A 22,004-nucleotide genomic window follows, 5' to 3' on the forward strand; every position below is an offset into this window, starting at 1 on the left:
TAATAGCTTGTCGCACAATCATGACATCGATTTGGCCGGTTTTTCAAGTCAATTGATGAATTGCGGTTTTCAGTAGTTTTCACGCAGGTAGATCAAGGGACTCTTGTACACCCCGAAAGTTGCCTTGGCGGTGGGGTTGCTACCGAACCACGGGCGATTGGCGGCGGTGGCCGAACTGGAGGTACTGGATACGCAAGTACTTCCGGATGCCGTGCTTCCTACATTCATGGTCAGTTGCACGCTGCCACTGTTTCCTTGGCCGGGTTTGCTGAGGACCAAACCGTTGCCGGACAACTTTCCGTTCGACAGGGTTTGCGCCGTCGTGGGTGAAATTTGCGTTTCACAGGCAGCGAGATTCCCGGTAAAGCCGGACATGGCGATGCTGGAGAGATTCAGTGTGGTGCAACTGTCCAGGGTGTTAGTTACATAAAACGCGCCATTCCAATAGCGGGCTTCCAAGGGGACAGGCAGGCTCATCAACTCCGAGCCGTATACATTGGACATCCGCAACTGGCCATAACGAATGCGAGTGGTGCCGGTCTCGTTGGTCGCATTGATGAACGTACTTCCATCAGTGTCTGCAATGGCTGCTTTGAGCTTGAAGCTGTCATAGGGTCCGTCCGGCGAAACCAGCTTGCTGAACGCGTAGCTGTTATTTATTACCCACTGACCCTCATTCCAAAGTGCCTTGTTCGGCATCGTCGGAAAATCAGGACTACCAATCCTGGAGGTTGCCACTGCGGTGCCACCGTTGTCACCACTGATGGTCACTGATGCAAGGTTGGTGTACCCGGTGGTGTAACGGCTGACCACCGGGTCGGTCGCCGATGCCGTGCCACCACTGGAGGCATGGGCCTTGATAGTGAGCAACACGCCCAAAGCATCTTCATCCATATAGGTAAATCCGCCGGCCGAGCAACTGGGGGTGATGGTGCCGGTGAAAGAGTAATGGCTTGGGTACCAACGCCCCAGTTTGGCGGAGGCAGCACTGCCGATGTTGCAGCCATATTTGCCGCCGCTGAGGGTATTGGACGTGCTGCCGGCAATGCAGCCCGAATTGGACTGGTCAATACTGGTAAATGTGCTGTCGACCACGGCATTCGCCTGGAACTGGATATTTCCTACGTCTTGGTACGCAAAGGAGCTGCCGGTCGCTTTGGTGCCGGTACCGGCAGCGAAGCTGCCGCTCAATGTGCCGTTGGCTATCACCGCAGCGTTGTGGTCCACCACCTTGGTCATATCGATCGAAGGCGTTCCGGTGTAGCCGGAGGAGACGCCGGCTGCTGCATCCAAGGCGAATGCGGTACCAGCCTTGGCTGAAGGCGCACCGGTCAGCGCAGCATTGCTCATGGTGGGCGCTGTAATGGTGAGCTGCTGGGGACGGACGGAAAACTGGTCAGTGGAACACGCGGGCGACACACTGGTGAACGCTGTACAGGCACTGGTCGTGCACTCTTTCACCCGACACAGGAGCTTGCTGCGCGCCGTCGCAATAATGAAGTTACCCGTCTTCGCACGCCCGGCTGCTCCAGAGAAGGTACCGGAAGCAAAGGTCACGACTTGAGAGGCGACCGGACCGGAATATGCACTGCAACTTGCAGCCGGCGTCGTGTTGTCAAACAGCTCAGCGAGAACGTATTTGGTATTTCCACCGGCAGCGACGTAGTTGCTCTCCAGTGTTCCGTCCGTTTTCAAAGCCGCCACGTCAAACGTGAAATTGGTGGATGTAAGTTTCGTATACAGCGGCTTCACCGTTGAACTATTCGACGACACCCAGGGCAGATTCGTACCTGTCTCCAAGCAATCAAACGAATTGGCGGCAGAGGAATTGCCTGGCTCATTGATGTACGTGGCGCAAATACTCAGGTTTGCTAGTTCGTGAATGTTGTTAAGGCCACCGGTTCCTCCAGTGAGTGACATCAAAAGATTGGCAGGAATCGTCGCTTGCCCGCTATTGGCACCCAGGATGTCGAATCTTGGGATGACGGTCGCATAACTGTTGCCGGTCAACGTGGTGTCTCGTTCCACGGTGACATACGCGTTCACATTGTTGGAATTGTCAATCGTGATTCGATAGCGATGGCCGCTACTGGAGGTGTTTGAGTTGCTCCATATGGCAGGACTGAGCGTCCCTGAATTGGCAAGCAAGCGGTAACCTGAAGTCCCGGACCCGCTACCGCGCACCGCGACACTGTTGGCTCTAAAGCCTGCTGCTGTGTTGGCGCCAGCCGGCGCTGTCCACCCGGCCGGATAACCCAATCGGCCTTCATTGCTGTTTGGAAAATTACCGTACTCATCGATACCCACCCCCATCCACCCACCCGAGAAACCTGAAGTGGAGAGTAGTTGGGCGTAACCCAGTGAGCCCCCGGCACCTCCCGGAGCGGGCGATACGCTGGCATCAGAAAACACGACGACGACCCCGTCTGCGCCATTGCCTCCGTAGACATAGTGGTCGAACTGAATGACGGCTTTATTCCCCGCAGCAGGGAACCATTTCTTCAGCTGCACCATGGTGGCTTCACTGCCCCTGTTGTCGGTCAGCCTGAGCCGCTTCTGGCTGTTGACCGTGACAACTTGTGGAGTGAACGGCCCGGAAAGGGTCAGCGCATTCCACAAGGATGTATCCAGCGTCCCACTCGCAAAGGAATCCACCACACAAGTCTGGGGTACGGCACAAGCGGCTGGCATGGCAAATGTGCTGTTGTTCGTGACACAGCTATTGCCACAGGTAGAACCGCAGCAAACGCTGTTGACACTGGAGCGGTAATTCAAAGTAATTCCCGCAGAACCAGTAGACCGCACACACGCACCGGCTACGGTTTCGTTGTCCATCAGAATGGTTCCAGAGGTACTGGACACAGACCCCGTGACCCGCGCCTTGAATTGCACCTGGATAGCGCCGGTACCGCCGGTCACCGAGCCACCAATCTGTGATTCGTTCTCGATGGAGATAGGGCCACTCGTACTGACAGTTCCGGTCACTTGAGATTTGAACTTGACAGTGACTGCACCACCTCCGGTGCTGGTCAGATCCCCCGAAATCACCGCCTCAGTCCCCACAGTAATGGACCCTGTGGTGGATGACACATTACCGGCTGCCGTCGTCCGGTATCCCAGCAGCACGTTTCCAGAAGAGGCCGCAATGGAGCCGCCGAAAGTGGCTTGCCCGCCACTGTCGTTGACGCTTCCGGCCTGGATATTGGCCTTGATATTGGCCTGATATCCCGTAGTCAAAGTACCGGTGACGACGAGGCTGAGATCTGCAGCATTGCCCGCCGAGTTGATTACTGCATTGTCAGTGGACAGGTTGCCATTGACAGTGATGGTGGCGGGCTTGGGTGCGTTGATCGTGACGGTGTCGCCGTTGGCGAAGGAGAAGCCGGTACAGGTGTAGTTGGACCCGCTTGCGGTACACGCGGCGGGGAGGTTACCGGGGAACACATAGTTCACCGCCATGGCGGGCAATGCTGCGCACGACAAGCCTACCCACACCAGACTGGAGCGCATGGTGGACCGGAACCATAGGAGCGCTCGGCAGAATTGAATCATCACATCTCCACCGCAGCACTGACGCTGCGTTCCACATATGTGCCGCTACCTGAAGCGCCTGCACTGGCCTTGGACTCAAACCGGTAGACCACGATGGTGTCGACACCATCGACGTAAGTCGAGCGACTGCAGGTCACTGTGAGAACAAAGCCTTCCACGCTGGCCGGAGCACCGGTTGGACAGTTGGCAGGACTGGCAGTGACTTGCGCCACCCCCCAACCCAAGCCGGCACGCGCTGCCCAATACGCGCGGGAGCCTTGCAAGTCTTGTGCAGACGTCAGCTGCTGGGCGTTGGAAAAAGTGACCATAAAGCCCCCCAGCGCAGCCAAGATCACCACCAGAAAAATGGCCGCAATGGCTGCAAAGCCGTGTTGGTGGCGCGATGTCATTTTCATGGCGTGTTATTCACGTTGATCAGGTGGAACAAGTTGACCGTCTCGCCGTCGCGGGTGATCCCCAAGGAAACTTGTACGAGTCCATTGCGCTGTAAATCGCTGCCGTTGTAGGTGAATGCGCAGGAAGACAGATTATTGGCAATAACGGGCGCGCTAGCCAGTTGGGCCGTGGTGCCGCAGAAGCTCGTCGCGCTGTTGGTAAAAAGAGGCGCTGTTCCAGTAGTGAGCCCTGGGGTCGCCAAACGACGCAAGGTGCCACCTGTGCACACATAGGCCACCACATTCTCTTCAACAGGGATCACATGAAACCGCCGGGTGCCGGACTCCAACGGAAATTGCTTGGCGGCAGCCAACGTAATGGTGGTTTCCTCCGTGCCACTGCTGATGTCAGATGCCAAGTTGCTGACGCGGGCCACGTTGTCGCCGTTGTAGGCGGTAGCACCCGTAATGCCGAGGTTGTAAATCGCAATCAGGTCATTGGTTCTGATTTGCTGGTCCGCGCTCCAATCCGCGTTGCGGCCCAGCATGTTGAATTTGTCGTCGGCTGCGGCAAAGTTCAGCCCCAGTCCGACGCTATCACTCGCCCCCCGGTTCTGCTCGCGGTACCGCGCACCCGTGCGCGTGGGAATGAACTCCAGGCAGGTGTCAGAACCAATGACGGTGGACGTCCTGATGCTATTCGGCAGTGCTTTGCGCAGGTCGCGCGACATACGACGTACCGCGGTGTCCGCCACGTCCGTCAACGCCGCCCGCCGCCCGCTGTCAAAGTAGGCTTCGATGGGCGCACGCATGAATACCGCCACCATGCCGCCCACGATGCCGAGGATGACGATCACCATCACCAGCTCCACCAAAGTGAAACCGCGCTGCCGGGGGACAAAGGGCGTGCGTGCCATGGTCAGTAGTTTGTCCGGTAACCGGTCAGGGTGATGGACTCCGGGCCTCTGCTCACCGTGACCGAAACTCTTCTGGCTGCAATACCCAACGCAGCGCTGCCATCAGTCACCGCAATGCGGACCGAATAGGCCGATACCGCCGCTGGCAGCGCGAAGTCTGCTTCGGTCTTTCCGTTGTAGTCGTCGACGTTGTCCCAAAGCGTGCGATTAGCCTCCACCACCGCCGGCGTGTCGTCCGGATCGGCATAGGCTTTTTGAAGCACTTCTTCCAGTACAGATTCGGCAACTGCAATCGCCTGCTTGCGCACCATCGGGTCCGCGCTGGATTTCACCGTGGTGTTCATCACCGACAAAATGCCTGCCAACCCGGCACTCACCACCACGATGAAGATGATCAGTTCGATCAGCGTGAAGCCGGCATGACGGTGGGGGCTATTCATGCACATACCCAGTGACGGCCTCAATCGTGATGGATCTGGTGACGTTAGCAACCTGCAAAGTCTGGGTCGCAGCAGCAGCACCGGTGCTGCTATTCACCGGCTGGCCTAGTGCATCGAAATTGAAACTGGTCGGGGTAACGCTGAACGCCACTCCGCTGCGTGCGCTGAGACCGGCTTCACCGGCAGGGCCCGCCAAGGCAGAACTGCAGGTGTTGCTGCCCGCCGTGTTTGCAATACGCAAACTGATGGCGTTGCTACCCAAAGTCACACATACGGTACGGCGCTGCGCAATGGCCGTTTTTTGCGCATAGCGCAAGTAGGCCATCGACTGGTCGTGAAAACCCCGAGCATAGAAATCACCCGAATTCAATATGCGCGGCACGGCATAAACGGCCAGAATCCCCAGCAAGACAATGACCATCACCAGCTCCACCAGCGTGAAGCCGACTTGACCGCTCCGGCAAAGGGCGGCCAACTTCGATTCAGGACAGGCTGCGGTCAATTCTGGAGACATGAATGGGTTAGAGTCGCTATGTTTTTAGGAGCTTCTCGCGCACTGTTTACCGGCGCCAGAGGCAGATTTAACCATCAAATGCCGGTGATGCAATGCACAGGCAGCTCACGCGCAAAGCTTATTCGCACTATGCCCGAAACACCGGCCGTCCAGTCGCCCGAAAACAGCCGCTTTTCCGGTGATGAGAGACCGCAGACACCTGCAAGTTCCCGTTTGGCGGCATGGATTCTGGCAGTGACTCTTGTATTGGTGCCCATATCCGGCATTCCCGGGGAGTGGGTGTTGCAGGACACACTGAAGTCAGCACTCCTGGCCTTGGGGGTGATTGGTGCCGCCCTCGCGTTCGTGTGGTCCAAACTGCAAACCAAAGAGACCGGCGTACTCCAGGTGCATGGTTTGCTGCTGTTCCCGACAGTTCTCAGCATTTACGCATTAGGCAGCATGGCCTGGTCCCACAGCTATCTGGCAGCTGTGGAGGCATGCCGTTGGGCTTTGTTGGGACTGCTGTTATGGCTCACTTTGCTGGTCCTTAACTCGAAAACCCTACCCATTTTGTTAGGGGGCATGCACCTCGGAGCGGTAGGCGCATCCATGTGGGCGGCGGCACAGTTTTGGGGTGATATGGATTGGTTTCCACAAGTGGCTGTACCGGCATCCACCTTTGCCAACCGCAACTTTTATGCGGAATACCTGATTTGCACGCTGCCCCTTTCCGCCTACCTGTTGGTGCAGTTGAAGACGCCCCTCTGGCGCCAGCTGATGGCACTGTCGCTGGCCTTCAACATCGTCGCGCTCATGATGACCGGCACCCGCTCCGCGCTGTTGACAGCGGGATTGGTATTGCCGCTCGTGGCATTCGGGCTTTGGCGTTTCCGCCATGCGCTGGTAGTGCGGCGCTGGAGCAGAGGTTCCAAACTCTCTGTTGCCACCGTGCTGGTGGCAGGTTTGCTCGGCTTGGGCGCGCTACCCACTGCCAACCGGACCCTGCTAGCGGAGGGCCCCGCCGTGAGCCCTCTAGAGCGCAGCCTGTTACGTGCGGGCTCAGTGGCCCGCAAAGCGGAATACACGACCGGCTCTTTCTCGGTGCGCGCCAGCATGTGGCGATCTACCGCCCGGATGATGATGGCTCACCCCTGGACCGGTGTTGGCGCGGGTGCCTGGGAGGTCCACATTCCGTTGTACCAAGGCTGGAACAACTCACTGGAAACCGACTTTTACGCCCACAATGAGTTTTTGCAACTGCTAGGAGAGTACGGCCTGCTGGTAGGTGGAGGCACGTTGGCGGTGTTGCTGGCCTACCTGATTCTGAGCGCCCAGCGCGTCTGGATTTCCCCCGTGCGGGGCCATGCAGGGCAGCAAGCAGCGCTGCAAGCAATGGCCTTGTGCAGCCTGCTTGGCCTGTTTCTTGTGAGTAATGCCGGTTTCCCATGGCGACTGGCCAGCAGTGGCGCCATGTTAGTCGTGGCATTGGCCCTCCTAAGTTGGTCTACGTCCCGTCCAGGCAGGCCTTTGGCGCATCGCGGTTGGAGCATTGCCCTGGCAGGGTTGGGAGTCGTATTGCTGTTCAGTGTATTGGTCAGCGTACAGGGCATGCGCGCGGAACAATACATCGTGCGCAGTGTCCAAGCCCTGAATCGCCTAGTATCCGAACCGGACATGCCTGCCGCACAGCGGGAAGCCTTGCAAATAGAAGCGTTTGCCCTGCTGAAGGAAGGCGTTGCCATTCACCCGCACTACCGCAAACTCACTTCGATTGCGGCAGACCAGTTTGCGTTGACAGGAAATTTGGAAGCGGCACTCTGGGCCCAGGACTCGGTCGCAGCGTCACGCCCGTATATTCCTGATGTGCATGCCAATCGGGTGTTGCTCAACTCTGGCCTGAAAAAGGCAGCAGAGGCCCAAGCCGCGTTTGACGCCCTACGATCTTTGCAACCCGATGCCCCACGCACCCGCGCCTTGGGCATACTCTTGCTACGGCGGGCGGGGCACGACGACCAAGCAGCACTGCAACTCAAGCACTATTTTGACGATGGCAAGGTCGAATACGACCTGGTCCGATTCGCACTGGCCATAGGGTTGGAAAACAAAAATGAGTCGCTCACCACCCGGGCCTTTCGCTTATGGGTCCAGGGCTGGCCCAGCGAAGCCAGTGCGCAGGCGGATGTTTTCCAGCTGGCACCACAGGCGTGGCGTGAACGCATGCTGAGCCGCTAAACCTCTGTCCAAAAGAAAAGCCAGTGAGGTTGCCCTCACTGGCTTTTTCCTGAGTTTCACGTGGCTTTCGCCACAGGAAATCAACGTACTGTGATTGCAGTAAACGAGGCGGTTACAGCCGATCCGCTGGTAGGAGTCAAAGTCAGCACACAGGAATTGGATGTGCCAGCGGTATTGTTGAAATTCGTCGCTGGGGTCGAATAGGTTCCACCGCTTGTTGGAAAATTCGAGCCTTGCAAGGTGGTTTTTGCGTCATCGCATGAATTGACTGACACGACACCTGTACCTGTAAGGCCTCTTGCGGAAAAAGACGCATAGTTAATTGCCGAGCCGGACGACAATGCACCCGCGACGCCGGCCACAGAAGCTGCTCGCGCGTCGGATGACAAATCCACAAACTTCGGAATCGCGACTGCGGCCAGGATGCCCAGAATCACGATCACCATCACCAACTCAATCAATGTAAAGCCGCGTTGTACTTGTTTCATGGAGTCCACCTTTCAGGGAAATATGTGAGTCTGAGATCGGGTGCCCGTCAAAAGAACCGGTTCCGACTTCGCTTCGTGACTAATTCTAGGCCAATGATGTAATTCTGTGCTTGAGGTTTATGCAATAAGTGCAAGTCTTTTCAAAGCTTTTCACAAATTTGTATTCCTCGCGTTAACGCGCGCACCGGGCTATTCAAGGGGCAGTCCCGCCCACATGTAAGACTGTATGGGCCGGAGTTGGGGTGCGGCGCCCGTGGTTTCTACCGTAAACCACACCGCTTGGCTGCCCGCCGGCGTATCCAAAGCACTGATGTCCTGCGGCTTGTACCCCACACATCCACAGCGCTTATCAAACACCCACCGACCGGGCGCCACCTCTTGCAACAGAGCGGCCGGTACTTCGCCTGCGTAATTGGCAGCCGGTTGTTGTAGCAAGTCAAAGGGGTTGGGCAGCGACGCAGAGGTAGGGGCTACGGCCTTGGCTTTGCTTGAAGCGGGAATCATGCGGTGCACGTAGTCCAGCACCAGCGCGGTTCGCAGGGCGCCTAGCGTACTCTGGACTGCGGCTCTCTCTGACTGGGCACGTACCTGCTGGCCATAACGCCATAGAACTCCCATGACCACGGCAATGCAGAGCGCCAGCAGCCCCCACTCCACCCAGCGTGTGCTCCAGACCGGACGCGGCCCCTCAGGTATGTAGGCCGTTGCCATTGGCTAGCCCCCGCCCTTGCCCATGGCGGCCTGGCCCATGTTCCACAAAGGCAGAAACACGCCCAAAGCCAGCAGCAACACCAACACGCCAATCACAGCCAGTAGCACCGGTTCGATGGCAGCCGACAGGCCCTTGATGCTGTAGTCCGTTTCCCGCTCGTACATGCCGGCAATCTCAAACAGCAGGTTGTCAAGCTCGCCGGTCTCTTCGCCCACGTTGATCATTTGCAGGACGACTGGAGTGAACACACCTGTGGCCGCCGCACAACGGGAAATGCTTTCGCCCCGTTCAATGCCGTCCCGCATCTGCTCAATACGGGCACCGATAAAGGCGTTGTCCACCGTTTGCGCCACCACGGTCAGGGCCTGCACCAGCGGCACACCGCTCTGGCTGGACAAGGCAAAGCTGCGGGCAAAACGGGCCAAGGTTGCCTTGAGAATGATGTCTCCCACAATGGGAAGCTTGAGCTTGCGGGCATCCCAGCGGTAGCGGCCGGCGGGAGTGCGCAGGTAAGCGCGTATGCCCACCACCGCCCCTGCCACAACAGCCAGCAACATGGGCCACCAGTTGATCATCCAGTTCGAAAAGCCGAGCAAACCCCGCGTAATCAGCGGCAGTTCGCTGTTGAAACCGGCGAATACCTTGGCGAACACCGGTATCACAAAGATGTTGAGGATCACGATGGCGGCCGCCATCGCGATCATCACAAAGCTGGGGTAACGCATGGCCTGCTTGATGCGCTCGCGCACGTCACGCTCGAACTCCATGTGTTCATTCAGGCGCAAGAACACCTCGGTCAGGCGGCCCGTCATCTCACCCACGCGGATCATGGCGATGTAGAAGTTACCGAAGAGCGCGCTGTGGCGCGCCAGCGCAGCCGATAGCTCCCGCCCCTGGTCCAGGCTGGAGCGCACGTCCTTGAGCAGTTCCACCATCGCCGGCTTGGTCGCCGAGGCCTCCAGCCCCGCAAAGGCTCGCAAAATGGGGACACCCGCCTTGTTGAGCGTGTACATCTGCCTCGAAAAAATCAACAGGTCTTCCACGTCCACCGGCTTGCGGGTGAGGAACGCAAGCGGGTCTTTTTTCTCCTTGCTCTCTACGGCCTTGGCCAAGGCAATGTGCACCGGTGCCACACCGATGGACAGCAGCTGATCGGCTACTCCGCCCTCCGTCATGGCGTCGAGCTGGCCGCTGACAGCCTCGCCCCGGTTATTGCGTCCGCGCCAGTCGTAAATGGCCATCTTCAGCCCACCATGGCTTCGTCGTCATCGGCATCGAAGCCAATGCGCAAGGCCTCAGCCAATGAGGTCTTGCCTGCACGCACCATCTGCAATGCATGGAAGGCCATGGTGTGGCCCTTCATGCGCTCCCGTGCAGTCCGCAAGAAGCCGGCAGGGTCGCTGTGCGATGCTGCGTGGGTGAGGGCGGCGTCCATCTCCAGCAATTCATACACCCCTTGCCGGCCGGAATAGCCCGTGCCGTTGCATGTGGAGCAACCCAAGCCGCGCTTGGGCGCTACGGTGTCACCCGGCTCCAGCATGGACTCCAGCCACGACTGCTCTTGCGGCGTGGGTGTATGGGGGGCCAGGCAATCCTGGCAATTGAGCCGCACCAGACGCTGCGCAATAACGGCCTGCAAGGAGGTAGCCACCATGAAAGGCGGCACACCCATATCCAGCAAACGGAAGGGGGTGCTGATCGCATCGCGCGTATGCAGCGTAGAGAGCACCAAATGGCCGGTAATGGCAGCACGCAGGCCAATTTCTGCCGTCTCCGCGTCGCGCATTTCACCAACCAGAATAACGTCCGGATCCTGTCGCAAACAAGCGCGCAACACACGCGCAAAGGTGAGCTCAATCTTGTCATTGACCTGCACCTGCGTGATGGCAGGCAGGCGGTATTCCACCGGATCTTCCACCGTGATGACCTTGAGTTCCGCAGCGTTGATTTCCGCCAACGCAGCGTACAAGGTAGTGGTTTTGCCGGAGCCTGTGGGACCGGTGACCAGCACCATGCCCGAGGAGCGGGTCAGCACTTCACGGAAGCGCTTGAGCATGTCCGCAGGCATGCCGATGGTGTCCAGGCGCCGCATGCCGGCACCCTGGTTCAGCAGACGCATCACTGCCGACTCGCCATAGGTGGTGGGCAAGGTGGACAGACGCACGTCGATGGTGTTGTCCTTCAAACGCACCGAGAAGCGGCCGTCCTGCGGCAAGCGCTTTTCAGAGATATCCAGCCCCGCCATCAGCTTGAGGCGCTGGGCCAGCGCCCCGCCGATGCGCTTGTCGGCTTGCGTTTGGGTTTGGAGGACACCGTCCACCCGCACGCGGATCTGCAAAAAGCCTTCTTGCGGTTCGATATGGACGTCGGATGCCCCGACTTGCATGGCGTCTTCAAACAAGGATTGCAGCAAGCGCACCACCGGCGCGCCTTCCAGGCCCACACTGGCGGTCAGCTCACCGAAGTCCACCGCATCGCCCAGGTCTTTTTCGAGGGCGCGGGCCAAGCCACTGATTTCCTCGGTGCGGCGGTAGAGGCGGTCGAAGGCGAGCGCCAGCTGGCTTTCCGGCACGGCGGCAATGCTGATATTGCGCTTGAGCAGGCGGGTGAGCTCGTCGTAGGCGAACAAATCCAAGGGGTCGGCCAAGGCCACCAGCAAGGTATCGCCCTTGTCTTCCAAAGCCAGTGCCTTGAAGCGGCGCGCCGCGGCCTCGGGCAGCAGCTTGACCACGTCAGCGCGGAAGGGGAAGGTCTTGAGGTTGACGAAGGGAATGCGCAGCTGCCGTGCCAATCCGTTAGCCAGCAACTCTTCGGTGATGACGCCGGTTTCAATCAGCAGGCGCCCCACCTTCTTGCCGGTGGTGCGCTGCAGGTCCAGGGTCTGTTGCAGTTGCTCCTGCGAGATCAGCTTTTGCTGAACCAGCACATCGCCCAAACGCAGTTTCTCAGGGCGGCCCGAGGGAGGACGTGGACCGTCCGGCGCACCGGGCGCTGCCGTTGCCATGTTCATGCGCTATTCCTTTTGCGGTTTGCAAAAATAATAGCACGCGAACCATTTATGTAGCGCTGTTAAAAGGGGCGGGATTCCGCTCAGCCGGGTTGCGCGCCGGGGTAATGCTGTTGCCCTCCACCGTCACATGCTGACCGACGCTGGCGCTATTCGCCTGCTCGATGGTGCGAACGCTGCCGTCTTCCATGCGTACTTCAACCATATAGACCGTGTCTTTTTTCAGGCGCTTTTCCACGGTGTTCCCGGCCCAGCCACCGCCCAACACACCGGCAATGGTGGCCAGGGCTTTGCCGTCACCGCCGCCGAACTGGTTGCCCACCAGACCACCCAGCACCGCGCCTGCAACTGCGCCCGCGCCACTGGGGTTGGCACTTTCGCGCTGAATGGGCGTCACACTTTCGACCACGCCGCACGTGGCGCACACGACTTTGGCGGGAAGCTGCACAGGAGCCTGAACGGGCACAGGTGCCGCCGCCACAGGCGCACTATTGGCGACCGGCACACCCGCTACCGGCGTCACGACCGGCGCAGACACCTTGGCCGCCCCTTGATTTGCTACTGATTTAGGAGCTGTCTGCGCATGTTTGGCGGGCGCCGATGGCACTTTTTTATCCGAAACGACAGGGTTGACTGCAGGCACTACAGCGGCCGTGGGCGCCTGCACGGACTCCATGGGTGCGGGCGTGGCGGGTGAGTGGATGGCCACGACCTCCAGGGGCGCTTCCAGCTGGGACGGGCCCATCTGCTGGCGCAGAACGACGGCTCCCAGCGCGAGGGTACTGACACCCAGCACGCCGATGGCACCCCACAACACCTTGTTCCCGGTAGCAGACGCAACGGAATGAGACAAAACAGTCGACATACATCTCCTTCAAACAGCCATACGGACAACCGGACCGGTCCCGCTAAAGAGCTAACGCCCCAATGTGCGTGAAGGTACACAGCCCATCCGGCTGGGAGGTATCTGTTTTGTAACGCTGGGTAAAGCTGGTAGATGAGAGAAATGCCGTTTCAGGGGAACTCAGGTGGACTCCACCGCACTTTCTCTTTCCATAAGCACCAAAGCTCCGCCCTGCACACGTACCTGTGCCCCCACGGGCAGGGACACCTCCTGCTCAAACGTGCGCTGTGAGTTGTCCTGCATGCGCACCACGATGCGGTAGCCGGGTTTTTGCTTGAGTTGTTTCTCGATGGCGTTGCCGGCCCAGACACCACCCAGGAGTCCGATGATGGTGGCCATGGTTTTGCCTTCCTCGCCACCGATCTTGTTGGCGATCAAGCCCCCGACCGCCGCTCCGATAGCCGCGCCCACACCACTATTGGGTATGTCACGAGGGATTTCGGCAGTCGATTCAACGATTCCGCAGTCGCTACAGACTGCGCTCCGCTCCACGGCCGCCAGAGGCTGCGATTGTGCAAGCGGTGCGGTTACCGTGAGGCAGGCAGCCAAGGCCCGGATGAAGCCTGTGACTAAGAAATTGCCAAAAAATGGATGGAGGTGCATGGTGAACCTTGGAGTTACCCCGACTCAACGCACACCGCCCCGCAAAAGCACACAGCCGGATAAAACTTCCCGGCCGTGTGCCTACTTTGTCACACCAAAGCGCCCTACAGGTTGGGCGCCAGCAGGCGTTCCAGCGCGGTACGGTCGAGCTTGCGGCGCTCAGCCAAGTCGTGCACCTGGTCGTCCCCGATCTTGCCGACGTTGAAGTAGGTGGCTTCGGGATGCCCGATATAGAAGCCGCTCACGCTGGCCGCTGGGGTCATGGCCAGGCTCTCGGTCACTGTCATGGCGACCTCGTCGCACTGCAGAAGAGCGAACATGTCCTTCTTGACGCTGTGGTCCGGGCAGGCAGGGTAGCCGGGTGCGGGGCGGATGCCTTTGTACTTCTCACCGATCAGGTCCTCCTTGCTGAGCGACTCGCCTGCGGCGTAGCCCCAGAGATCGGTGCGCACACGATGGTGCAAGCACTCGGCAAAGGCCTCCGCCAGACGGTCAGCAATCGCCTTGAGCATGATGGCGGAGTAGTCGTCATGATCATCGAGGAAATACTTTTCCTTTTTGTCCACGCCGATACCGGCTGTGACGGCGAACATGCCGGCGTAGTCCGCCTTGACGCCCTTGGGAGCGACAAAGTCGGCCAGGCAACGGCTGGGGCGCATCACGCCGTCAATTTCCTGCTTCTCGGTTTGCTGGCGCAGGCCGTACCAGGTCATGGCGACCTCGCTGCGGCTCTCGTCCGTGTAGAACTCGATGTCATCGTCATTCACTGTGTTGGCAGGGTACAGGGCCACGACGGCGTTGGCAGTGAGCCAGCGCCCTTCGATCAGTCGCTTGAGCATGCGCTGGCCATCGGAGTACACCCGTACTGCCTCGGTGCCCACCACCTCGTCCTTGAGGATGGCAGGGAACGGACCCGCCAGGTCCCAAGTCTGGAAGAAAGGTGCCCAGTCGATGTACTTGGCCAGCTCGGTCAGGTCAAAGTTCTTGAACACACGACGGCCGATGAACTTCGGTACGGTGGGCTGGTGGGCAGACCAATCGATGGGCGCTTTGTTGGCGCGCGCTTTGGCCAAGGACCACAAAGGAGTTTGCTTTTTGTTGGCGTGCTGATGGCGCACCTTGTCGTAGTCGGCGTTGAGCTCAGCAATGTAAGCAGCGGCGCTTTCGCTGAGCAGACTCTGGGCCACGCTGACACTGCGGGAAGCGTCAGGCACATACACCACCGGGCCTTCGTAGTTGGGCGCAATCTTCACGGCGGTGTGGACGCGACTGCAGGTGGCGCCACCGATCAGCAGCGGAATGTTGCGGCTGCGGAAGTACTCGTCCTTCTGCATCTCGCCGGCCACATACTGCATCTCTTCCAGGCTGGGGGTGATCAAACCGGAGAGGCCGATGATGTCTGCGCCCTCTTCCTTGGCCTTGGCCAGGATCTCGTGGCAGGGCACCATGACACCCATGTTCACCACGTCAAAGTTGTTGCACTGGAGCACCACGGTGACGATGTTTTTGCCAATGTCGTGCACATCGCCCTTGACGGTCGCAATCACGATCTTGCCCTTGGCTTTGGCTTCTCCACCGGCTTCCACCATGGCGAGCTTTTCAGCCTCAATGTAGGGCAGCAGATGCGCCACCGCGCTCTTCATCACGCGGGCACTCTTCACCACTTGCGGCAGGAACATCTTGCCCTGACCGAACAGGTCGCCCACCACGTTCATGCCGTCCATGAGCGGGCCTTCGATCACGTGCAGTGGACGGCCGCCCTTGGCCAGAATCTCGCGGTAGGCTTCTTCGGTGTCTTCGGTGATGAAGTCGGTAATGCCGTGCACCAAGGCATGGCTCAGGCGCTGGGCCACAGTCACCGGCGCCTCAGGGGTGCCGCGCCATTCCAGCTTTTTACTTTCATCCTTGGCGCCGCTTTTGGCGGTTTCGGCAATCTCCACCAGGCGCTCACCCGCGTCTTCACGGCGATTCAGCACCACGTCTTCCACGCGCTCGCGCAGAGTGGGCTCCAGGTCGTCATATACGCCGACCATGCCGGCGTTCACAATGCCCATGTCCATGCCGGCTTGAATCGCGTGGTACAGGAACACGGTGTGGATGGCCTCACGCACCGGGTCGTTACCGCGGAAGCTGAATGACACGTTGGACACGCCACCGCTCACCTTGGCGCCGGGCAGGTTCTGCTTAATCCAGCGGGTGGCCTCAATAAAGTCCACAGCGTAGTTGTTGTGCTCTTCAATGCCGGTGGCAATGGCGAAGATATTGGGGTCGAAGATGATGTCTTCAGGCGGAAAGTCCACTTCGTCCACCAGCACGCGGTAGGCGCGTTCGCAGATCTCCACTTTGCGTTGGTAGGTGTCAGCCTGGCCTTTTTCATCAAAGGCCATTACCACGGCAGCGGCGCCATAGCGGCGCAGCAGCTTGGCCTGGCGCTTGAACTCGTCCAAGCCCTCTTTCATGCTGATGGAGTTCACCACCGCTTTGCCCTGCACACAGCGCAGACCGGCTTCGATCACGCTCCACTTGGAGCTGTCGATCATGATGGGCACGCGGGAAATATCGGGCTCAGAAGCGATCAGGTTCAAGAAGCGCACCATGGCGGCTTGGCTGTCCAGCATGGCCTCGTCCATGTTGATGTCGATGATCTGCGCCCCGTTCTCCACCTGCTGGCGGGCCACGGCCAGCGCTTCCTCAAACTGCCCGTTCAAGATCATGCGGGCGAATGCCTTTGAACCGGTCACGTTGGTACGCTCACCCACGTTCACAAACAGGCTGCTACTGTCGATGATGATAGGCTCCAGCCCCGAAAGCAGCATGGGCGCTACGGTTTTAGGAGCTGCTTGCGCAGATTCGACGGGTGCTAGAGACATAAATGACCTAAAAATCAATGTTCAGCGGCTTACACCGCAACCCAGGCGCCCGTGCGCTGGGAGGCAAACAGGGCATCGATGATGCGCATGTTCTGGATGGCGTCTTCCACGCCGTATTGCAAGGCTTGCTCACTACGGATAGCGAGCGAGAAGGCATCCCCCTCCAGGCTGTACTGATCGCAAGCCGCAAAGGTTTCCACCAGCGCTTCGCGACCGCCGAGTACCTTGCCATCGTCCACAAAGATGCGGGTTTCCTGGCCTTGGGGCGCATTGAACGGGATCTCAATCTCCACCCGTTTTTCGGTACCCACCACATGGGCCCTTTGGTAGGGCGTGGTTTGCATGGACACCGTGAAATCCAGACGCCTGCCATCGCCAAAGTCCAGCAAGGCGCTAAATGTTCGGTCCACGCCGAAGTCCGGGTCCATATCCGCCAAGGCCATCACGCGCACCGGCTCTGTGCCAAACAAAAAGCGCCCGGCCACGATGGGGTAACAACCGATGTCCATCAACGCGCCGCCGCCCTTGGTGGCATCGTTGCGGATGTTGGTGGCACTGCGGTTGAAATACGAGAACCACACCTGCACCGTACGCAAATCGCCCAGCGCACCGCTTTGCACCAGCTCGCGGGTACGCAGCCACTGCGGGTGAAAGCGCACCATGAAGGCTTCCATGATGTGCACCTTGTCCCCCACTTCACGCAACTGGGCCGCCTCATTGGCGTTCAGGGCGATCGGCTTTTCACACAACACATGCTTGCCCGCGCGGGCGGCTGCCAGCGTCAAAGGAACGTGTTGGTCGTTCGGCAGAGGGTTGTAAATGGCCTCTATCGAAGGGTCCGCCAACAGCTCCTCGTAGGACCCGTAGGCTTTGGGAATACCCAACTTGCCCGCCGCCGCCTGCGCACTCTCCAGGGAGCGCGAGGCAATGGCTTGGACGTCGCACCACTGACTGCGCTGCAGCGCAGGGGTGACTTTCTCCATCCCGATTTTGGCGGTGCTCAGCACGCCCCAGCGGACTTTGTTCATGGCAAGTGGGTCCTTTTTGTCAGGCTTAACGGTAGTAAATCAAGGAGACACCCAGATGATGGCCCTTGGCGGTGTAGTTGGTGGGTGCGTATTCAAAACTCTCATCCACCAATTTGAACGATAGGCCAAAGCGCCCCAGCGGGTTGGCATTCCGTTTAGTCAGATATTGGGCTTCCAAAACATAGCCAGGCTTGGGACTGAAGGTGTAATTGCCCACGCTCGACACTGAGCCTGTGGACTCCAAACGTGCCGAAGTCGCCAGGCGCAACCCGCCGCCGAGGCGCCAATGGTCACCGAGGTTGTAAAAACCGAGCAATTCGACGGGTACGCGGGTGAATGCAAACTCGCCATCCGAGCTAGCGGTGGTGGTGCGTTCGTGTCCCACCGAGAACTGCAAGTCGGTGTTTGTATTCAACGAATAGCTCACACCGGCAGCGACAGCCAAACCATTGCCAGCCTTGATGACAAAAGGCGAGCCGTTGGTGTAGGTGCCCTTGACCAAGTCAGAGCTACCGTCACCGAAATTCCAGCCCATGGAACCGAAAAACTGCCAAGGCGAAGCCGTCTGCAATTCTGTGTTCCTGCTTTGCGCAGCAGCGCCGCTTGAAATAGCAATGGCAATCGCTGCGATGGCGATATATCTCATGAATTTTCTCCCTGGTTCAATGTGTCGGTCTGGCAAGGTCGCGGCGCCAGACCTGGCCGCTAAAAGGCTGCGTGACGACCCATGCGCCGTCACGCAGCATCCTTATAAAAGTAGCCGCGCTGTACGTTACGCGTCGCAATCGGGTTCACCGCATGGGCGATCGCACCAATGTGGTCGGGGGTGGTGCCGCAGCAGCCACCCACAATGTTCACCAAGCCCTCTTCCGCAAACTCCCGCACCAAACGGCTGGTCACATCCGGCGTTTCGTCAAAGCCGGTGTCGCTCATGGGGTTGGGCAGGCCCGCGTTGGGGTAGCAGCTGATAAAGGTGTCCGTCGCCACCTTGTTCAGCTCCTGGATGTAGGGGCGCATGAGCGCTGCACCGAGTGCGCAGTTCAGTCCAATCGCCAGTGGCTGGGCATGGCGCACGCTGTGCCAGAAGGCGGTGACCGTCTGGCCACTCAAGATGCGGCCGGAAGCGTCGGTCACGGTGCCGCTGATGATGATGGGCAGGCGCTCCCCACTGGCTTCGAAGTATTCGTCCACTGCAAACAGCGCGGCTTTGGCGTTGAGCGTGTCAAAAATGGTCTCCACCAGAATCACGTCGGCCCCGCCTTCCACCAGCGCCTTGGTTTGATCGTAATAAGCGGCCCGCAGCTCTTCAAATGTCACATTGCGGGCGCCAGGGTCGTTCACGTCAGGGCTGATGCTGGCAGTTTTGGGCGTGGGCCCCAAAGCGCCGCATACAAAACGCGGCTTATCAGGGGTGCTGAACTTGTCGCAGGCGGCGCGGGCCAACTTGGCAGACACATAGTTCATCTCGATGGCCAAGTCGGCCATATCGTAGTCGGCTTGGGCTACGGTGGTGGCGCCGAAGGTGTTGGTTTCGATCATGTCCGCACCGGCGGCCAAGTAGGCCTCGTGGATGTCGGTGATCACGTCCGGACGCGTCAGGCTCAACAACTCGTTGTTGCCTTTGACGTCTTTGGGGAAGTCTTTGAAACGGTCACCTTGGCTGCCCGGGCCGGCGTAGCCTTCGCCACGGTACTGGGCCTCGCCCAGCTTGAAGCGCTGGATCATGGTGCCCATGGCGCCGTCCAGAATGGCGATGCGGCTGGCCAGAATGCCAGGGAGCGCTTGGGCGCGGGTATAGGTGATGGGCTTCATGGTGCGGCTCACTATGTGGATTGAAACAAGTGAGCGCAGTTGGAGTCCCCAAGCCTGACCGGTTCGGTGTATTCACACGTTCCGGCTGCAGCGCCCCTTGGGTGGGTGGATTTTAAACGACAAGCGCGCGCCGCTTTGCCGCGTTGCAAATAAGCACCGGGCAGCTGAAGCTGCTGTGCCATAGATAGGCACCCGGCTTGCCCGACAATAGAAACCCTGCCCGTAGCGCCCCCAACAGCGGCCTACCCAAGGGAAATGTATGCCTTTTTGCCACCTGGCGCCCGCGGAATATGCGCGAGCAGCTCCTGATTTGATAGCGTTTTAAGTGCCTCACCTGCAGATTCTTCACGATGTATTTGGCTACCAGGCCTTCCGCGGGCCCCAGCAAGCCATCGTGGAGCATGTGATCGCGGGCGGGGACGCGCTGGTGCTTATGCCCACGGGCGGTGGCAAAAGCCTCTGTTACCAGGTCCCTGCCATTGCCCGCCAACAAGCCGGCTTGGGCGCGACCCTCGTCATTTCCCCGCTGATTGCCCTGATGCACGACCAGGTGGGCGCCCTGCATGAAGCCGGGGTGAGTGCCGCATTTCTGAACTCCACCCTCAGCAGCGACGAGGCCTACCAAATCGAGCAGCAACTGCTGCGCGGCGAGATCACCCTGCTCTACGCAGCGCCGGAACGGGTCAGCAACGCACGCTTTCTGGCTTTGTTGGATTCGCTCTTTGAGCGTGGCAAGCTGAGCCTGTTTGCTATCGATGAAGCCCACTGCGTGAGTCAGTGGGGCCACGACTTCCGGCCCGACTACCGCAACCTCACGGTGTTGCATGAGCGCTACCCCGGCGTGCCACGGATCGCCCTGACGGCTACGGCAGACGACCTGACGCGCGCCGACATCCTGGAGCGTTTGCAGCTCGAAGAGGCACGCGCCTTCGTCAGCAGCTTCGACCGGCCCAACATCCGTTACACGATTGTCGAAAAGAAGGACTCCACCACCCAGTTGCTGCGCTTCATCGAGCGCGAGCATGAGGGAGAGGCCGGCATCGTCTACTGCCAAAGCCGCAAAAAAGTGGAAGACATGGCGCAAACGCTGGTGGATGCGGGTATCAAGGCCCTGCCCTACCACGCCGGGCTGGATTCCAAGGTGCGCCAATTGAACCAGGACCGTTTTTTGCGCGAGGAAGGCATCGTCATGGTGGCCACCATTGCTTTCGGCATGGGCATCGACAAGCCGGATGTGCGCTTTGTCGCCCACCGCGACATGCCCAAAAACATCGAGGGCTACTACCAGGAGACTGGCCGCGCCGGGCGGGATGGCCTGCCGGCAGATGCGTGGATGGCGTATGGCCTGCAAGACGTGGTAAACCAGCGCCGCATGATTGACGAGAGCCCGGCCAGCGAAGAGTTCAAACAGGTCATGCGCGGAAAGTTGGACGCCTTATTGGGCTTGGCGGAAGCCACCGATTGCCGCCGCGTCCGCTTGCTGGGCTATTTCGGCGAGAAGAGCCAACCCTGCGGCAACTGCGACAACTGCCTGAATCCACCCGAGGTGTGGGACGGCACGGATGCGGCCCGCAAACTGCTCAGCACCATCTACCGCATCCAGCAGATGAGCGGGGTGAGCTTCGGCGCGGGCCACCTGATGGACATCGTGCGCGGCAAGACGACCGAGAAAGTCACCCAATACAGCCACGAGAGCCTGAGCACCTTCGGAATCGGCAAGGATTTCACCGAGTTGCAATTGCGCGGCGTATTGCGCCAGTTGATTGCCATGGGCGCCGTGGCGGTGGACGCGCAGGCATTCAATACCTTGCAGTTGACCGCCGAATCGCGCGCAGTGCTCAAGGGCGAGGTTGCGGTGATGTTGCGGGAGTCCGTTTCAGCGCCGGCAGATCGCAAGCCACGGCGCAATGCGCGGTTGGGCGCAGTGGTTAAAGCGCCTATTAATCTGGACAGTGAGGGTTTGCTACGTTATTCCGCCCTGAAGGCGTGGCGTGCAGAGGTGGCGCAGCAGCACAATCTGCCGGCCTATGTGATTTTTCACGATGCGACCTTGGCGGCCATTGCACAACGTGCCCCTCAATCTATCGACGATTTGCAGGGCATCAGCGGTATTGGAGCCAAGAAGCTGGAGGCTTATGCCGACGACGTTTTGAAGGTCGTCGCGCTCCAGTAAATGCCTTTCAGACGCTCAGTGGCGGTGAAAACCGCTTTCGTAGGCGACCGCTGCACCTGACATGGTGTTTTGCAAGCGCTCGATGGCGCGCATGTGGCGTGCACCGGTAGCGGCATCCGCGGCTTTGGCGCGGTGTTGCTGCACCAAGGCTTGAAATTTGGATTTGCATGCGTCCAAGGCGCCAGCGAAATTCAGAGCGATGTATGCGTTGTGCCCGGCGTGGGTCTGGCGGAATTCGCCGGACCAGTAATCAAACAGCTGCCACTTGTAAGTTCCCTTTTCTGGCACTTGAATCGTGTTTTTTTGCATATTTGCCGCACATTAGGTGATAGATCGGTGCTGTTCATGCTCCGGTTTGATTCCAACGAACCGGAGTGAATGCACCCGCATAGGGAT

General features: G+C 59.3%; 18 protein-coding genes and 1 riboswitch. Of the genes, 2 read left to right on the top strand and 16 right to left on the bottom strand.

Annotated features, from left to right (window positions below; translation table 11 throughout):
• Positions 1-69: 69 nt before the first annotated feature.
• Genes AEP_RS11795 through AEP_RS21255 form a run of 5 tightly spaced genes read right to left on the bottom strand, consistent with a single transcriptional unit; the run spans position 70 to position 5,797 of the window.
• Complete coding sequence (locus AEP_RS11795) at positions 70-3,552, bottom strand: DUF6701 domain-containing protein (RefSeq protein ID WP_087495559.1); 3,483 nt, start codon at positions 3,550-3,552, stop codon at positions 70-72.
• Positions 3,552-3,947: a hypothetical protein gene (locus AEP_RS11800; protein ID WP_087495560.1), complete on the bottom strand. Its 396-nt coding sequence runs from the start codon at positions 3,945-3,947 to the stop codon at positions 3,552-3,554. Before AEP_RS11800 ends, AEP_RS11795 begins: the two co-directional genes overlap by 1 nt.
• Positions 3,944-4,843 (bottom strand): PulJ/GspJ family protein, encoded by a 900-nt coding sequence (locus AEP_RS11805; RefSeq protein ID WP_087495561.1) that lies wholly within the window; start codon positions 4,841-4,843, stop codon positions 3,944-3,946. The genes AEP_RS11800 and AEP_RS11805 overlap by 4 nt, the downstream gene beginning before the upstream one ends.
• Positions 4,844-4,845: 2 nt before the next feature.
• Positions 4,846-5,283, bottom strand: coding sequence for a type IV pilus modification PilV family protein (locus AEP_RS11810; protein ID WP_087495562.1), 438 nt, complete (start codon positions 5,281-5,283; stop codon positions 4,846-4,848).
• Positions 5,276-5,797, bottom strand: coding sequence for a pilus assembly FimT family protein (locus AEP_RS21255; RefSeq protein WP_087495563.1), 522 nt, complete (start codon positions 5,795-5,797; stop codon positions 5,276-5,278). The genes AEP_RS11810 and AEP_RS21255 overlap by 8 nt, the downstream gene beginning before the upstream one ends.
• Before the next feature lie 129 nt (positions 5,798-5,926).
• Here AEP_RS21255 and AEP_RS11820 point away from each other — a divergent pair, with 129 nt between their 5' ends.
• Positions 5,927-8,011, top strand: coding sequence for an O-antigen ligase family protein (locus AEP_RS11820; protein ID WP_157673153.1), 2,085 nt, complete (start codon positions 5,927-5,929; stop codon positions 8,009-8,011).
• Between the two features lie 80 nt (positions 8,012-8,091).
• Here AEP_RS11820 and AEP_RS21295 read toward each other — a convergent pair whose 3' ends face one another.
• The 10 genes from AEP_RS21295 to AEP_RS11870 all read right to left on the bottom strand — a co-directional run bounded on the left by AEP_RS21295 (position 8,092) and on the right by AEP_RS11870 (position 19,435).
• Entirely contained in the window at positions 8,092-8,499 is a 408-nt protein-coding gene (locus AEP_RS21295; RefSeq protein ID WP_087495565.1) for a pilin, read from the bottom strand.
• A gap of 189 nt (positions 8,500-8,688) precedes the next feature.
• Entirely contained in the window at positions 8,689-9,210 is a 522-nt protein-coding gene (locus tag AEP_RS11830) for a hypothetical protein (protein WP_157673154.1), read from the bottom strand.
• 3 nt (positions 9,211-9,213) lie between these two features.
• Positions 9,214-10,452: a type II secretion system F family protein gene (locus AEP_RS11835; RefSeq protein WP_087495567.1), complete on the bottom strand. Its 1,239-nt coding sequence runs from the start codon at positions 10,450-10,452 to the stop codon at positions 9,214-9,216.
• 2 nt (positions 10,453-10,454) lie between these two features.
• Positions 10,455-12,221: a GspE/PulE family protein gene (locus AEP_RS11840; RefSeq protein ID WP_232459817.1), complete on the bottom strand. Its 1,767-nt coding sequence runs from the start codon at positions 12,219-12,221 to the stop codon at positions 10,455-10,457.
• A 46-nt stretch (positions 12,222-12,267) separates the two neighbouring features.
• On the bottom strand, positions 12,268-13,083 hold the full coding sequence (locus AEP_RS11845) for a glycine zipper 2TM domain-containing protein (protein ID WP_087495568.1): 816 nt from the start codon (positions 13,081-13,083) through the stop codon (positions 12,268-12,270).
• Between the two features lie 159 nt (positions 13,084-13,242).
• On the bottom strand, positions 13,243-13,725 hold the full coding sequence (locus AEP_RS11850; RefSeq protein WP_087495569.1) for a glycine zipper 2TM domain-containing protein: 483 nt from the start codon (positions 13,723-13,725) through the stop codon (positions 13,243-13,245).
• Between the two features lie 104 nt (positions 13,726-13,829).
• Complete coding sequence (gene metH, locus AEP_RS11855) at positions 13,830-16,595, bottom strand: methionine synthase (RefSeq protein WP_087495570.1); 2,766 nt, start codon at positions 16,593-16,595, stop codon at positions 13,830-13,832.
• Between the two features lie 29 nt (positions 16,596-16,624).
• Positions 16,625-17,623 carry a Gfo/Idh/MocA family protein gene (locus tag AEP_RS11860; protein ID WP_087495571.1) on the bottom strand — a complete coding sequence of 333 codons (999 nt, stop codon included), beginning with the start codon at positions 17,621-17,623 and terminating at the stop codon, positions 16,625-16,627.
• 25 nt (positions 17,624-17,648) lie between these two features.
• Positions 17,649-18,269 (bottom strand): hypothetical protein, encoded by a 621-nt coding sequence (locus tag AEP_RS11865; RefSeq protein ID WP_087495572.1) that lies wholly within the window; start codon positions 18,267-18,269, stop codon positions 17,649-17,651.
• An 89-nt stretch (positions 18,270-18,358) separates the two neighbouring features.
• Complete coding sequence (locus AEP_RS11870) at positions 18,359-19,435, bottom strand: homocysteine S-methyltransferase family protein (RefSeq protein WP_087497305.1); 1,077 nt, start codon at positions 19,433-19,435, stop codon at positions 18,359-18,361.
• A gap of 24 nt (positions 19,436-19,459) precedes the next feature.
• Positions 19,460-19,540, bottom strand: a riboswitch (S-adenosyl-L-homocysteine riboswitch).
• A 220-nt stretch (positions 19,541-19,760) separates the two neighbouring features.
• Between AEP_RS11870 and recQ the strand changes: the two genes are divergently transcribed.
• Positions 19,761-21,608 carry a DNA helicase RecQ gene (recQ, locus tag AEP_RS11875; RefSeq protein ID WP_087495573.1) on the top strand — a complete coding sequence of 616 codons (1,848 nt, stop codon included), beginning with the start codon at positions 19,761-19,763 and terminating at the stop codon, positions 21,606-21,608.
• Between the two features lie 15 nt (positions 21,609-21,623).
• Here the strand turns inward: recQ and AEP_RS11880 are convergent, their stop codons facing one another.
• Positions 21,624-21,917 (bottom strand): hypothetical protein, encoded by a 294-nt coding sequence (locus tag AEP_RS11880; protein WP_087495574.1) that lies wholly within the window; start codon positions 21,915-21,917, stop codon positions 21,624-21,626.
• Between the last annotated feature and the right edge of the window lie 87 nt (positions 21,918-22,004).

The sequence above is a fragment of the Curvibacter sp. AEP1-3 genome, assembly GCF_002163715.1.
GTDB lineage: Bacteria > Pseudomonadota > Gammaproteobacteria > Burkholderiales > Burkholderiaceae_C > Allorhodoferax.

Coding starts and splice junctions, on each gene's coding strand:
- AEP_RS11865 (WP_087495572.1), bottom strand. CDS start 18,269: ATGAGATATATCGCCATCGCAGCGATTGCCATTGCTATTTCAAGCGGC.
- AEP_RS11845 (WP_087495568.1), bottom strand. CDS start 13,083: ATGTCGACTGTTTTGTCTCATTCCGTTGCGTCTGCTACCGGGAACAAG.
- AEP_RS21295 (WP_087495565.1), bottom strand. CDS start 8,499: ATGAAACAAGTACAACGCGGCTTTACATTGATTGAGTTGGTGATGGTG.
- AEP_RS11810 (WP_087495562.1), bottom strand. CDS start 5,283: ATGAATAGCCCCCACCGTCATGCCGGCTTCACGCTGATCGAACTGATC.
- AEP_RS11820 (WP_157673153.1), top strand. CDS start 5,927: ATGCCCGAAACACCGGCCGTCCAGTCGCCCGAAAACAGCCGCTTTTCC.
- AEP_RS11860 (WP_087495571.1), bottom strand. CDS start 17,623: ATGAACAAAGTCCGCTGGGGCGTGCTGAGCACCGCCAAAATCGGGATG.
- AEP_RS11870 (WP_087497305.1), bottom strand. CDS start 19,435: ATGAAGCCCATCACCTATACCCGCGCCCAAGCGCTCCCTGGCATTCTG.
- AEP_RS11850 (WP_087495569.1), bottom strand. CDS start 13,725: ATGCACCTCCATCCATTTTTTGGCAATTTCTTAGTCACAGGCTTCATC.
- AEP_RS11835 (WP_087495567.1), bottom strand. CDS start 10,452: ATGGCCATTTACGACTGGCGCGGACGCAATAACCGGGGCGAGGCTGTC.
- AEP_RS11795 (WP_087495559.1), bottom strand. CDS start 3,552: ATGATTCAATTCTGCCGAGCGCTCCTATGGTTCCGGTCCACCATGCGC.
- AEP_RS11880 (WP_087495574.1), bottom strand. CDS start 21,917: ATGCAAAAAAACACGATTCAAGTGCCAGAAAAGGGAACTTACAAGTGG.
- AEP_RS21255 (WP_087495563.1), bottom strand. CDS start 5,797: ATGTCTCCAGAATTGACCGCAGCCTGTCCTGAATCGAAGTTGGCCGCC.
- AEP_RS11830 (WP_157673154.1), bottom strand. CDS start 9,210: ATGGCAACGGCCTACATACCTGAGGGGCCGCGTCCGGTCTGGAGCACA.
- AEP_RS11840 (WP_232459817.1), bottom strand. CDS start 12,221: ATGAACATGGCAACGGCAGCGCCCGGTGCGCCGGACGGTCCACGTCCT.
- AEP_RS11805 (WP_087495561.1), bottom strand. CDS start 4,843: ATGGCACGCACGCCCTTTGTCCCCCGGCAGCGCGGTTTCACTTTGGTG.
- metH (WP_087495570.1), bottom strand. CDS start 16,595: ATGTCTCTAGCACCCGTCGAATCTGCGCAAGCAGCTCCTAAAACCGTA.
- AEP_RS11800 (WP_087495560.1), bottom strand. CDS start 3,947: ATGAAAATGACATCGCGCCACCAACACGGCTTTGCAGCCATTGCGGCC.